Origin of the sequence: Marasmitruncus massiliensis (assembly GCF_900186535.1) — a bacterium.
In the GTDB taxonomy this organism is placed as follows: domain Bacteria; phylum Bacillota; class Clostridia; order Oscillospirales; family Ruminococcaceae; genus Anaerotruncus; species Anaerotruncus massiliensis_A.
This window is the reverse complement of sequence record NZ_FYDE01000005.1, coordinates 1,662,571-1,676,425: the sequence shown is the minus strand read 5'-3', so window position 1 is coordinate 1,676,425 and position 13,855 is coordinate 1,662,571. Positions and strand designations below refer to the sequence as shown.

The window sequence follows — 13,855 nt, the reverse complement described above, 5'->3', positions numbered from 1 at the left end:
CAGAAAGGAACGACGGATGTGAAATTCAAAAAAAGCGCAAAATATTTTTTGCGATATCTCATTGCTTTCTCTGTTCCTATCCTGTGCATGGCTATCCTGTTATTATATAATGATGTGTCAAATCGTTACGCTTCTACACAAAAAGATGCGCTTGGGCAGTTGACACAAGCCGGAGCCCAGATCGATTGGTTCAGTGCAAAGATGCAATCTACGGCATTGCATATGTCGGGAAATGACCGGCTGGTTTCGTTGGATGCCGCAAGCTTTGACCCTACTACATATACGGCAACAAAAATTTTTGGTCTGCTGCGTTCTTATGAAAGTAATCTTCCAGCAGATGTCTCCATGCTTTTTTATCTGCGCGGAGGGAAAAACATTTATGCGAATCAAAAATTTTTTCCCTACGAGGACTTTATTGTCAGCGAGGATTATGAACCTGAGCTGGGACAGGCTGATTTATACCTCAGCCTTAACAGCGTTGCGTCGAAACGATTAGTTGGTATCAGCAATGACACCAATTCCACAAGGTACTGCGCGGCAATCTTTTATCCGGTTCCCGAAATTGCCGAAAACCCGCGCAGTACCGTCTGCTTTTTAATTTCGAGGTCTTACGCAGAGAAAATGATTCAACAGTATTTTCCTAATATGAACGCTTGTGTTTTTGTGATGGATAACAACGGTAATACAATTTATAACAGTGCCTCCCATCTATACAGCGAAACGCAAATGCAAAAGCTGATGCAAAGTAACGTGCAGGCTGGCGTCATGAGTCTGGATATAAATGGAGAACGGTATATTTTGCTTCGCAGCGTTTCCAGTAATACTGGGGTAAATTATGCTGTTTTTATCCCGCGAACTATTTTTTACAAAAGCAATGCAGGCAATGCTGCCACGCTGACCATTCTGGTTGTCATCATGCTGATCTTGAGCGTTTTAACGGCACTGTCTCTCGTACGCTCGTATTACAACAGTATGATACAAGCCGACAGGGAAAACGCAATGATTTCCGCAGAATTGAGCAGCCGGAATAATTTAATGCAGGAAATGGTGCTTCGGCGTCTGCTGCGCGGCACGATTGAAAATGACGATTCACAAACGTTAAACTATAATTTGACCTGTGCCGATCTGCATTTTATTTATCCTGATTTTGTTGTTGTTCTTTGTATGTTTTATGATCTAACGATATCAGACATTATTTTTGCACAAATCATGGAGCAGTTGAAAAATACTGCACTTGAAAGTGCGCAACTTTATCCGGTACAATTGCAGGACAATAACGGAATAGCGGCAATTATCAATTGTAACGGGGAGCAAGGAGACCGCATTGGCTATTTGGAACTTATTTATGATGCGTTGACGCCTCTCTATCTGCATAACTTTTCAATAGGATGCGGGCGTATTCATCATTCAGCGTTTAAAATTGATAACTCCTATGTGGAAGCGGTTGTTTCAGTGAGCGAAAAATTAAATCCTCAGACAAATGGTTGCTTCCTCTACGGCGAAAAACCAGAACATAATGACGAGAAAAGCTATCAATATCCGTATGCGGAGCAGGCATTAATTGAGCAGAGCATCAAAAACGGTAATGCGGAAATAGCAATTCATTCTGTACTGCATGTTTTGGAAAAAATCGAAAACATGGAACAATCAATGCTTATTCAGAAGTGCCTGAGATTTGATATTATCAATATGGTTGTAAAAGTTGCAGCATCTATCAATCAGCCTCTTTCAGCCACGGAGATATCACAGTTGTCCAGTTGGGACACAACGAAGGCTTTGAAAGAGCATCTTTGCACCATCCTGCAAAGGCTGGTTGATGTTGAAAATGAAACCAAGAAGCAGCAGCAGGTCAGCATTAAATATGCCCTTATCAACTATATGCAGGAGCATTTTAAAGAAAATGATCTTTCTTTGGATCGGTTTGCAACAGAATTTGGACTTTCATATGCCTATATCAGCAAAGTATTTAAAGAAGAAACCGGGCGGCCTTTCCTTTCCTATCTCACACAGCTGAGGTTCCGTCATATTAAACAGCAGTTAATTGATACCGATTTACCCATTAAAGAGATTATAACTAAAGCGGGATACAACGACCTTACAAACTTTATGCGGAAATTTAAAAGCACTGAAGGTGTGACGCCCGGCCAATACCGGCAGGAGCAGAAGCAATCTTCGCATTGCGGTATATAAAAATGCTCCCTTCTCATTTTTCAGTGGTTTTTGTTTTTTCCACTGTCCAATAAGAAGGGAGCTTATTAATGAAGTGCAAATGTATCAGCTGCTGTTATAGTTCAATTACAGGAATATTCAGTACTTTTGCCAAGCCGGTCATTTGATCGGCAATATCCTGCCATACCACACTGTAATGATGGCTCATCCCATTTTCAGCAATTTTGGATACTAATTCCATAACAGGCGTGTTGACCTTCACGTTTACCATGGCTCCGCGCGTGTTGCGGGTTGTCGGCTGCGCAATACCGCGCAGAACAAACAGACGATACTGCCCGTCTATATTGGTAAACCGTGCTGCTGTAACCGGGCCCGGTTTCAAAGCGCACCAGAAGGCAGTGCCTTGTCCAGCCAAAGGATGGTTGCACATAGTGACTCCGTCGGCAGCATTGTGCAGACTGGGCGCCGCATTTCCACAATGCCAAAAGGAAACCGTATTATTTTCTTCGTCAATGTTGATCAAATCTGTTATGAAAGTGGGCAGACCCGTCAGGATATTCTGTGTGATGGCTGCCAGACCTGCGTCAACATCGCCTTCGCAGCCGATGTTTATGCCTTCATCCGCGAGACGGCCGAGCACCGCGCACGGCGTAGTATGCAGGTTTCCCATTTCAGGCCAGCACTTGATTACGGCATAGTCATAACCCTGCATCGGATACAGCTTTTTAAGCGCAAGGTAAAGTCGTGCATGGTTTTCCAGATGGCCGTCTGGAAGCGCTGCCGTATCCCACGTTTCGGCTGTTTTCTTCATCTCGGCTTCTACATCTGACCAGTCCAATTCCGCCATGGTATCAAAAACGACTTTGAGATCCGTTTCTTCAAAGTTGATGCCAAATGTACGCCGAATCACGACCTCATCAAAAGCGCAATTATAAAACGCCGTAGGACGATAGCCAAACAGGCCGAAGGTAAGGCCATTCATATTTTTCGCAGCCGCATAAGCACTGATCATATCGCTAAGCTCTTTTGCCACACGGGGTTCTTCCTTATTGCCGTATACGATATGATACCGCGCATGAATACGCATCAGACTTGCGCCGTTCATTGTGGCGCTGCACAATGCATTTGCATACAGGCGGTCCTGGCGCTCCCATTTTTCTTCTCTCGGCGCCCACAAAATGATCGGGCATTTCAGTGCATCCGCGATGCCGCAGCAAATATCATCGCCGGTAAAAGCACCGTATACCAGAATCACTACGTCTATTTCATTCTTTTTAAAGTCCTCAATACATTCCATCATGTCTTCTTTTGTACTCACTAAGCGTGAGAATTTATGGACACTGGAATGCGCCAACTGTGTATTTACCCACTCACCATATTCTTTCAGCCGTTTTTCCGGCAAATCACGAGGCCAACGCCCGGATACTGTTACCATAAATCCAATCTTGAGCAGCTTATTCATAATCAATCCTCTTTTCAGCTTTTTGTACAACCCATTCAAAAACATCTATATGCTGGGATGCCATGCATATTGAAACGATCTGCCTTATTCACTGGCGCAGCAGACCCTTTACCCTTTCACCGCTCCTGAAACAAGCCCTTTGATCATATATTTTTGGAAAAAGAAGAAGACAAATATCATTGGGACTGTACCTAATGTGGACGCAGAATTAATTAATTGCCAGTCACTCACTTCGCCCAGATAGGTGAGTTTCAACCCCTGAGATAACGTCCACAATTCAGGGGAACGAATGAGGGTAATTGCATGGAGATAATCATCCCAGGTCATTAGGAAACTATAAACCCCTACCGCCAAAAGGCCTGGTACGACGAGGGGGATAATGATACGGAATAAGGTTTGCAGCCGTTTGCTTCCATCTACCGACGCAGCCTCCTCCAGATCTCTTGGTATTCCGTCAAAAAACGACGCCATCAAAGAAACCGTAAAAGGCACCTGCGTTGCGCTGATGGCAAGAACCAGGCCAAGATGTGTATCCGTAAGGTTCAGCTTTCGCAATATTGTGTACAATGAAATCAACCGGCTGATCACAGGCATCATTTGTGCAAATGCAAATGCGGCAAATAAAATTTTGTTCCACTTGAAATGGAAACGGCTGAGCGCATATCCCGCAAAAACAGAAATAAAACAAATAATCGCCGCAGCCAAGGCTGAAATTATCAGATTGTTTTTATAGTAGACAAAGAATTTCCCATCCTTCAGCAGGGTGAGATAGCCTTCAAAAGAAACGTTTTGCGGCCATAAGGTGGGCACCATACGATAAGATTCTGTGTTTATCTTTAAAGAAGTAACAACCATCCAGTATACCGGGAAAAGCAGAAATAAGAAAATGAAAAGTATCGCTAAATACTTTAGAAATTCACCGCTGAAGCACAATGCTTTTCGCTTTGCAAAAAGCCGATTCGTTGTATTCATAGCTAATTCCTCTCCTTCAAGCGTCGTCTTTCTTAAAAATACGATTGAAGATGAACACCACAATAATCATGAGCAGCAGCCACACGGTGGTAACGGCAGCACCCGACCCATAGTTATAGTTCACGAAAGCTTCATCATACGAAAGAACGGCAAACGTAGTTGTTGCGCCGGTAGGGCCTCCGTTTGTCAGCGTTGCAAACAGCGGGTATTGTTTAAAGTTTTCAATGATACACATGGACACGGTAACTGCTATTACGCTGCGCATATAGGGAATCAGGATATGGATCAGCCGCGTAAAATAACCGGCACCATCGATTTTAGCCGCTTCCAAAATATCATCTGGAATACTTTGCATGCCCGACAACAATAGCAGCGTCATCAGCGGAATCTGTTTCCATAAGGCAGCAACGATGATTCCCCATAAAGCCGTATCCTGATTGCTCAAAATAGCGAAATTATTCACCTGTCCATGAGTGAACATACTGATAAGATACTGCAGCAGTCCATAGGGGTTTGCGTAAATCCATGACCAAAGCAGACCTGCAATTACTGTAGGGATTACCCATGGAATCATCATAATGCTGCGCAGAAAACGTGCACCGACAATTTTTGTGTTTAAAAGCAGCGCCAATGTCATGCTGAACACAAAAGTCAGAGCAACTGTAATGCCTACAAATGCAACGGTTATCGATGTCGCGGACTGTAACTTGCCGGAATTCCACAATCTGATATAATTTGCAAAGTTATTCCATTCACCGGGTTGATTATTGGTAAGATTTCCAATTTTGTATGTAGTAAAGCTCATTATGACAGAGTCAATGATCGGAATAATAATAAATGCAACGCAGAGAATCATTGCCGGCAGCAATAAAACTGCGCAAAATAAAATATCCTGTTGTTTTTTTGAATGCAGATTCAGAAATCCCAACCTGTGCGTATCTGCAATTTTCGTTTTACTGGAATGCATTGCCTGTCCCCTTCCCCGAAAAAAGAAGGGTGGGTGATGTTCACCCACCCTTCTTTGAGATCATCAGTAGCCGCGCTTATTGGTTGATATAATAATCCGCTTGTTTGATATAATCCGCGATCGCATCGTCTGCGCTCATACCATTTACTGTATAATTCAGAACAGTGGTAGCTAACTGCTGCTGCACGCTGATAATCGGGGCAATCTGCGGCTGATAAACAACGTTATCAACACCCTTTACAGCACCATCAAGAATCGGAGAGATCTGGCAGTCTGCCATACCTTCGTGTGCAACAAAGGCCAACCCGATTTTATTGAGATATTCCTGCATTGTGTCGGTTCTGGTGCAATACTGAACGAAGAGGTTTACAGCTTTCTTTTGTGCATCGGACAGATCAGCGCCAATGAGGAAGCAGTGAGACTCAACAAGCGAGGAACCCTTTCCGTTTGTACCCATACTTGTGGGAAGCGCTGCTGTGGCTGTGAAGTTTGCCGCGTTGGGATCGACTTCTCCAATCTGTGCATAGCCCCATGAGGAGTCAACATACATACACACGTTGCCTGCACCAAAAGCTGCACGGTAATCCTTAAGCTTCTGATTTTCCTGCGTGTAACCGTTTCCGATCAGATATTTATAGAAGTCAAGCGTTTCGGTCATTGCGGTTTTGTTGGGTTCTGCAGTTATATCCGCCAGCGTTCCATCTTCATTGATAAGCGTTCCGCCAAATGCAGTATAGATCGCATTGATATTCGAGCCTGTTGCCGGAACCTCGGCAGTTGTCAGACCAAATATGGTTGAAATGCTGTCATCATTCTTATAGTATTCGTTTAACTGTTCAATCCATTGTTTTAAACCATCAAGGGTGGTTGGAAATTGGTCCATAGAAAGGCCGGCGGCTTCGACCAAATCCTTATTTACAAAAATAACAGAATTGGTGTAGTAATGAGGCACACCATAAACAGCGCCATCATATTGGAATTGGTTCAAAACATAATCATAGTAACCGTTGTAAAAATCAGGATCAATTACCTGTGACGGACGCTGAATAAACCCTCCTTCCACAAGTGCCGGAATCCAGTTTACTTCGCCATAGATCATATCCACTGATAAGCCTGATGCGAGGTCATTGGTGAAAGTAGAAATCATACTGTTATAGTCAACAGTGACTGTTTCAATATCAATCCCAGTGTTTTCAGCCTCAAAGTTTTTAATGGTATTTTCCCACCAGTCAGCTTTTGCTGTTTCAGAGAGCGCATAGTTATAAAAGCGAAGCGTTACATTTTCCTGCTCGGCTGCCGATGCACCCTCTGTACCAGTTGAAGCCGATGTAGACGATGCGGTCGAGGTGGACGTGGACGCCGCACTGTTTCCGCCACAAGCGGCCATGCTAAATGCCAGGACTGTTGCAAGAACGAAAGCAAGTAACTTTTTCATAGTTTCCTCCATAATCTAATGAATTTCAATCGTCAAGACGAATGATGCTCTGAAACCGGAACGCCGAATAAACTCGTGTGTATATCCGTTCCAAATAATCGCCACTACAGTTTTAAAATAAGCAATTTCCTGAAAAGTAGCAATAAACTCGTGTGTATACTCTAAATTATAACGATGCTGGAATCGTCTGTCAATGGAGTTTTAGCGCATTTGTGAAAATTTCCATTAAACTTAAGTGTATTTTGTGGGCATTGCCCTGTTTTTATCGCTTTTGTAAGAGAAAGCGTTTTTATAAAACACTCTATCGCGGCTTATGCCGTATATCTTATGATATTCAAAATAAAACGGCTGCTTATGTGCTTTCCCGCTCAATTAATTTTGTGTCAAAGGCTTGTACGGACGGCGGATTCCCGGCAATCATTTCGTCCAGCATCGTAATAATTGCCCGCGCGATCCCAGTCCGATCAATTTCCATGCTCGTGAGAGTGGGCTTCACATAATTACTCATGCGGGAATTGTCAAACCCTATGATAGAAATATCCTGCGGCACTTTAAGCCCACATGCCATTACGGCGGCCATTGCGACACAAGCCAGATTGTCGTTGCGTCCAACGATACCGTCAACCTTTAGTCCATTGTGGATACGATTCTGCAAGCCAACATATAATTCTTCTTCGGAACGGTAACCGGAAATAACATTCTCGGAAGAAACAGGCAGGCCGTACTCTGCCATCTGTGTGCAAAACCCATTATAGCGCAGGTCGTCTGTTGTGCTGTACCGATGATGCTGACTTACCCTGTCAATGTATAAAATGTTCCGGCGTCCCTTTTCAACAAGGAGTTTTACACATTCCTTTACGCCTTGCTGTAATCCGGTATAAATTCTGCTTGCTTTATTGCCAACCATGTTATATTCACGGTTCATCAGCAGTACCATCGGCACTTCCGATTGGATAAGATCCATCACATACTTTTCTTCAAATCCTGTGGAGCTTATTACAATGCCGTCTACCAAACGACTGTTTACCTGCGCTACAAATTCGCTGTCGTTGCGATCCGCTAAGAGCGAAATCAAATAGCCTTTGTCGTAGGCAATACGATCCATCTCTTCTACGATTTTTCCGAAATGCTCGTTGGAAATATTATCAGCAATAAAAAGAATATGATTGCTTTTTTTGCCCCTCAGTGCACGCGCAACTGTGTTGGGGTGATAATGCAACTGCTTTACCGCCTGCAAAACCCGGATGCGCTTTTCCTGTGCCACATACCGATTGTTGTTCAGCACATAAGAAACGATCGTCTCTGATACTCCGGCAAGCTGTGCAACGTCTTTGCGCGTCGGCGTACTTCTATTCTGATTCATATAAGCGCCTCCCCTGTTTGGATTATCATCATTATACACATGCCTGGAATGAAGCGTCAACCGTAAAATGATAAAACAAGTAAATTTGTGAAGAAATTATGTTCTGGCTATTTTTATAAAAAACAGTGTTGACGAATCAGAAATCAGGTTGTATACTATCAATACACTCGAGTGTATTCAGCCAATAGTGTGCCAAAGTGTAATTTAAGGAGTGTTCTTCATGTTAACAACCAATCTCGACCAGATACATAAAGCCGCACGCGAAGGCTATGCTATACCGGCTATTAATACGCAGGGCGGTAATTATGATATCATTATGAGCATCTGCAAGGCGGCAGATGAGCTGCAATCGCCGATCATTTTGGCGCATTATGTTTCAACCGGAGCATACTCAGGAAATGACTGGTTTGTAGCTGTTGCAAAGTGGTGTGCAAATAAGGTTTCCGTACCCATTTCCATTCACCTCGACCACGGAGATGGATTCCCTATCTGCATGGAAGCATTGAAACTGGGTTTTTCATCCGTAATGATTGACGGCTCCACAATGCCGATTAAAGAAAACGCCGCGCTTACTCAAAAGGTTGTTGAGGTTGCACAGTGCTTCGGAGTTCCCGTGGAGGCCGAGATTGGTGAACTGCAACGGCTGGATAATGGGATTGTGCAGGAAAACAAAAATGTTGCCGACCCCGAACAGGTAAAACAATTTTTATCCATGTGCACGCCCGATACGCTGGCTATCGGCATCGGAAATGCACATGGATATTATAAAGGCAAGCCTGACATCAAATTAGATGTTTTGCGCGAGGTGCGTAAATTTACCGATATTCCACTGGTCCTGCACGGGTGTACAGGCATGGACGAAGGTATTGTGAAAGAAGCAATCGGTTTAGGGGTAGCAAAAATCAATTTCGGCACCGAAATCCGCTACAAATATGTACAGCATTATGAAGAAGCACTCAGGAATCTTGATCATCAAGGGCATTCGTGGAAGCTTTCACAGTATGCGAGCAACGCGCTGTGTGAAGATGTAAAGAATATCATTCGTCTTTCCGGTTCTGAGGGGAAAGCATAAGCTTCTCTACTTGCGGGGTATGGTTATCGCTTGGAAAGCTTTAGTTTCAAAACGTTTTCCATTGTTTTTAGAAGAGAGGTGCTTTTCATAAAAATTCTAATCATCGACGGTCAGGGCGGCGGGCTTGGCAAACAACTAGTCTTGGCGATAAAACCGGCATTCCCTTGCGCGGAAATTACCGCCATAGGCACGAACAGCGTGGCAACGAATGCTATGCTGAAAGCCGGCGCTGATAATGCCGCCACGGGCGAAAATGCTGTTGTGGTTGGTTGTCGCCAAGCAGACATCATTGTCGGCCCTATCGGCATTGTGATTGCAGATTCCCTATTCGGCGAGATTACGCCCCGCATGGCGGTAGCCGCCGGGCAAAGTAACGCGAAGCGCGTCCTGATTCCTGTCAGCCACTGCAATACTTTTGTCGCGGGTGTACCAGGCCTGCCGGTTAACCGGTTGGTTCAAGATGCGGTTGAGCAGCTCAAAGGCATGATCAATTAACCTTTTCCGCTGGCTATATGGAGCAACATCGATCGTTTTTGTTCAGCAAGAAGCGGGATATGCGACAGAAGCTACATAGGAAAACTATCCGAAAATAATTTTTGTATTTGTTATGACAGAATGAAACGAAAGAAAACTAAAAAGTGGTCGGTACGCTGATTGTAGAATTCGGCTCAGTTGGAAAAGCCCCGCTGGTTGAACGTGTGTCGTTAGATGAAATGGCTGAAAGATACCGAAAGGTCTCTGCTGATAAAAGGAGATGACGGAATGAAAGGAAATATGTTGATTGTACACGGCGGCGGCCCGACAACTGTGATCAATTGCTCGCTGTACGGTTCTATTATGGAAGCGAGAAAACACCATGAAATTGGGACAGTATACGGGGCGCTTGGCGGAACGGCAGGTCTGCTGGCTGAGAAATTTATCGATTTTTCCACAGTATCGCAGAACGAACTTGAACTGCTGAAACAAACGCCCGCAACGGCAATCGGGACATCCCGTACCCATCTGGAAACGGAAGATTATCAGAAAATGATTGCCATTATAAAAAAGCATCATATTCGCTATGTGCTTTTTAACGGCGGAAACGGTACGATGGATACCTGCGGTAAGATATATCGAGCCGCGCAGGGTAAGGATATTTTTGTCATCGGCATTCCAAAGACGGTGGATAATGATATCGCTATCACTGACCATTGCCCCGGTTACGGCAGCGCAGCCCGATTTTTGGCGCAAGCTACAGCGGAAATTTCGCAGGATGTACGCTCAATGCCGATTCATGTCTGTATTATTGAAGCTATGGGCAGAAATGCCGGCTGGATTACCGCTGCCGCGTCGCTGTCAAAAGGAGACGTAGAAGCGGGGCCGCATCGGATTTATCTTCCGGAGATCGCTTTTGATGAAGAAAACTATTTGCAGGATGTCAGGGATTTGTATAACAAATATGGCTGTGCCGTCATCGTTGCAAGTGAAGGGCTAAAAAAGGCAGATGGTTCCCCGATTGTCGACCCGATTATGCAAATCGGCAGATCAACGTATTTTGGAGATGTAGGCGCTCATTTGGCGGAGCTGGTTATTAAGCGGCTGGGAATCAAAGCCAGAAGTGAAAAACCGGGGATTCTGGGAAGGGCGTCTGTTTTGTATCAATCCTCAGTCGACCGCAAAGAAGCTATTTTGGCAGGAGAGCAGGCCTGCAAAGCCGCTCTTTCGGGCAAAACGGGTGTCATGATCGGATTTAAACGCATCAGTTCGTCGCCCTATTCTATCCAGGTAATTGAAATTCCGATTGAAGAGGTCATGCTGCATGAGCGGCCCATACCGGCGGAGTTTATTGCAGAGGACGGCAGTGGAGTTACAGATAAATTCAAGGAGTGGTGCCGCCCTCTAATCGGCGGGGATTTACTTGAGTTTGCCTGGTTTAACCAATAAATGCATTGCTGGAAAAAGTTACGCTAAAAGGAGTTGAGAATTTGAAAAGTATATTTGTTAACTTAAAGCGGTTTGACGTTCCGCGCGATAAAGGCGGTGTTTGCCCCTGTGACAATCCGGGAGATTGGATTCGAAAAGTGATACAGGACAGCATAGATTTGGGCATTGGATTATTACAAGATATTCATGTCGTTTATTTCATCCCTGAAGCTTTGATTATTCCAGCACAGGAGGCCCTTGCGTCTTATCCCGAAAACAGGAGAGGCCGGCTTGAAATCGGCTGCCAAAGCGTTTTCCGCGATAATGTTCTTCCGGGCAAAAATTTTGGTGCGTTTACTTCCAATCTGCCGGCCGCCAGCGCCTATCAGATAGGCTGCCGCTGGTCGATCATCGGCCATTCTGAAGAACGCCGCGATAAGCAGGAAGTGATCGGTTTCTACCAGCCCGACTGGAATCTAAACCAATCGACGCGCGAAAAATGTTCATCGGCCGTTGACCGTATCATCAATCGCGAGGTGCTTTCCGCGATGCAGCAGGGCATGGACGTACTGCTTTGTATCGGCGAAACCGCGGAAGAACGGGGCGGCGGAGATTTTGAGGAACAGCAAGTTCGTATTAAGAAGGTACTGTCCGATCAATTATTGCGCGGTCTGGAAGGCATCACTAAATTTTTGCCGGACAGAGCGATTGTGATTGGATATGAACCGATTTGGGCAATCGGTCCCGGTAAGACTCCTCCCGGAAAGGATTATATTCAGTTTGTCTCCGCTTTGATGAAAGATATCGTTAAGACGCAATTCGGATTCGATATCCCGGTTGTTTACGGTGGAGGACTCAAAGAAGAGAACGCAGCAATGATTTCCGGCATTAACACCATTGATGGCGGGTTAGTTGCACTTACCCGTTTTTCAGGTGAGATCGGTTTTTATGTGAACGAGCTTAAATCCATTATGGATCAATACAGCGCTTAGCTGTTTAAGAAAGGATTGAAAGTTATGAAACTGGAATTTGAATACGGCCAAGGTACCATGTCCGCTGATTTGCCGGATACAACCGATGTATTTATACCCGGAGTGACAGTGCCCGATCCACCTTTTATTCCTGAAGACAGGCTGATCGAGGCGACCAGGGAATCCATTTTGCATCCTATTGGAATGGAGCCGCTTTCCAATCTGGCAAAGAAAGGCTCAAAAGTCACAATTATCTTCCCGGACAGAGTAAAAGGCGGCGAGCAGCCCACTGCTCACCGTAAAATATCCATTCCGATTATTTTGGAGGAGCTTTATAAAGCAGGCGTTGAGAAAAAAGACATTTTACTGATTTGCTCTAACGGCTTGCACCGTAAAAATACGAAGGAAGAAATCTTTCATGTTTTGGGTCCGGAACTCTTTCATGAATTCTGGTTTACGCATCAGATCATCAACCACGACAGTGAAGACTATGAGCATTTGGTTGATCTGGGCACAACAGAGCGCGGCGACCCTGTTTTGATGAATAAGTATGTCTATGATTCCGATGTGGCAATTTTGATCGGTCACACGCAGGGAAACCCATACGGCGGATATTCAGGCGGTTATAAACACTGCGCCACCGGCATTACACATTGGCGCTGCATTGCTTCTCATCATGTTCCTGAAGTTATGCATCGGAAGGACTTTACTCCTGTCAGCGGACATTCCCTGATGCGCTCAAAGTTTGACGAGATCGGTGAGCATATGGAACAATGCATGGGCAAGAAATTTTTCTGCTGTGACGCTGTCCTGGATACCAAGTCCCGTCAAATTGAGATTAACAGCGGATATGCAAGAGAAATGCAGCCAAAATCATGGATTACCGCTGACAAACGAACCTATGTCAATTGGGCGGAGAAGAAATATGATGTCGTCGTATTTGGCATGCCTCAATTTTTCCATTACGGCGACGGCATGGGTACCAACCCGATCATGATGATGCAGGCACTATCCGCGCAGGTGATACGTCATAAACGTATTTTAAAGGATCACTGCGTGATTATCTGTTCTTCTATCTGCAACGGATATTTTCATGAGGAGTTATGGCCCTATCTTCCTAAACTATATGATATGTTCCAAACCGATTATATGAACAAGCTGCCCGACTTGAATCGCTATGGAGAATATTTTGCAACCGACGAGGAATACATCCGTCAATATCGGTACTGCAATGCGTTTCATCCATTTCATGGATTTTCCATGATGAGCTGCGGGCATATCGCCGAGGAGAACACCTCTGCAATTTATATTGTCGGCGCCGAGAAGCCCGGTCTGGCACGGGGTATGGGGCTAAAAACCAGAGCAACTTTTGAAGAGGCTTTGGCGGATGCCAAAAAGAAATATGTGGGCGATAACCCGAATATTCTGGCACTGCCGCTTACCTTTAAAACGGCTTCCGTGCATCTTTGCATGAAAGATGAGCCGTACGATGGTACCAACGGTTTTGCGGATTGTGGATTTCATGGCTGACCTGCTAAAGAT

The 13,855-nt window shown here is 44.8% G+C and carries 11 protein-coding genes; 6 read left to right on the top strand and 5 right to left on the bottom strand.

Going from position 1 to position 13,855, the window contains the following annotated elements:
* The first annotated feature begins 18 nt into the window (after window positions 1-18).
* Entirely contained in the window at window positions 19-2,190 is a 2,172-nt protein-coding gene (locus C1A10_RS16160) for an AraC family transcriptional regulator (protein WP_145997753.1), read from the top strand.
* 94 nt (window positions 2,191-2,284) lie between these two features.
* Here C1A10_RS16160 and C1A10_RS16155 read toward each other — a convergent pair whose 3' ends face one another.
* The 5 genes from C1A10_RS16155 to C1A10_RS16135 form a co-directional block, all read right to left on the bottom strand.
* Entirely contained in the window at window positions 2,285-3,631 is a 1,347-nt protein-coding gene (locus tag C1A10_RS16155) for an L-fucose/L-arabinose isomerase family protein (RefSeq protein WP_101911232.1), read from the bottom strand.
* Between the two features lie 108 nt (window positions 3,632-3,739).
* Window positions 3,740-4,603, bottom strand: coding sequence for a carbohydrate ABC transporter permease (locus C1A10_RS16150; protein WP_101911231.1), 864 nt, complete (start codon window positions 4,601-4,603; stop codon window positions 3,740-3,742).
* Between the two features lie 16 nt (window positions 4,604-4,619).
* Window positions 4,620-5,570: a carbohydrate ABC transporter permease gene (locus tag C1A10_RS16145; RefSeq protein WP_101911230.1), complete on the bottom strand. Its 951-nt coding sequence runs from the start codon at window positions 5,568-5,570 to the stop codon at window positions 4,620-4,622.
* 76 nt (window positions 5,571-5,646) lie between these two features.
* Window positions 5,647-7,005 carry an ABC transporter substrate-binding protein gene (locus C1A10_RS16140; RefSeq protein ID WP_180951186.1) on the bottom strand — a complete coding sequence of 453 codons (1,359 nt, stop codon included), beginning with the start codon at window positions 7,003-7,005 and terminating at the stop codon, window positions 5,647-5,649.
* A gap of 352 nt (window positions 7,006-7,357) precedes the next feature.
* Window positions 7,358-8,368, bottom strand: coding sequence for a LacI family DNA-binding transcriptional regulator (locus tag C1A10_RS16135; RefSeq protein WP_101911228.1), 1,011 nt, complete (start codon window positions 8,366-8,368; stop codon window positions 7,358-7,360).
* 220 nt (window positions 8,369-8,588) lie between these two features.
* On the opposite strand from C1A10_RS16135, the gene C1A10_RS16130 reads away from it, so the two are divergent.
* The 5 genes from C1A10_RS16130 (at window position 8,589) to C1A10_RS16110 (ending at window position 13,843) form a co-directional block, all read left to right on the top strand.
* Entirely contained in the window at window positions 8,589-9,440 is an 852-nt protein-coding gene (locus tag C1A10_RS16130) for a class II fructose-bisphosphate aldolase (RefSeq protein WP_101911227.1), read from the top strand.
* A gap of 87 nt (window positions 9,441-9,527) precedes the next feature.
* Window positions 9,528-9,935, top strand: a complete 408-nt coding sequence (locus C1A10_RS16125) for a DUF3842 family protein (RefSeq protein ID WP_101911713.1) — start codon at window positions 9,528-9,530, stop codon at window positions 9,933-9,935.
* 267 nt (window positions 9,936-10,202) lie between these two features.
* Window positions 10,203-11,363: a diphosphate--fructose-6-phosphate 1-phosphotransferase gene (locus tag C1A10_RS16120; RefSeq protein WP_101911226.1), complete on the top strand. Its 1,161-nt coding sequence runs from the start codon at window positions 10,203-10,205 to the stop codon at window positions 11,361-11,363.
* 41 nt (window positions 11,364-11,404) lie between these two features.
* Window positions 11,405-12,334 (top strand): triose-phosphate isomerase, encoded by a 930-nt coding sequence (locus C1A10_RS16115; RefSeq protein WP_101911225.1) that lies wholly within the window; start codon window positions 11,405-11,407, stop codon window positions 12,332-12,334.
* Window positions 12,335-12,358: 24 nt separating this feature from the next.
* The gene (locus C1A10_RS16110; RefSeq protein WP_101911224.1) at window positions 12,359-13,843 is read left to right on the top strand and encodes a lactate racemase domain-containing protein; all 1,485 of its coding nucleotides are present in this window, start codon (window positions 12,359-12,361) and stop codon (window positions 13,841-13,843) included.
* The last annotated feature ends 12 nt before the right edge of the window (window positions 13,844-13,855 follow it).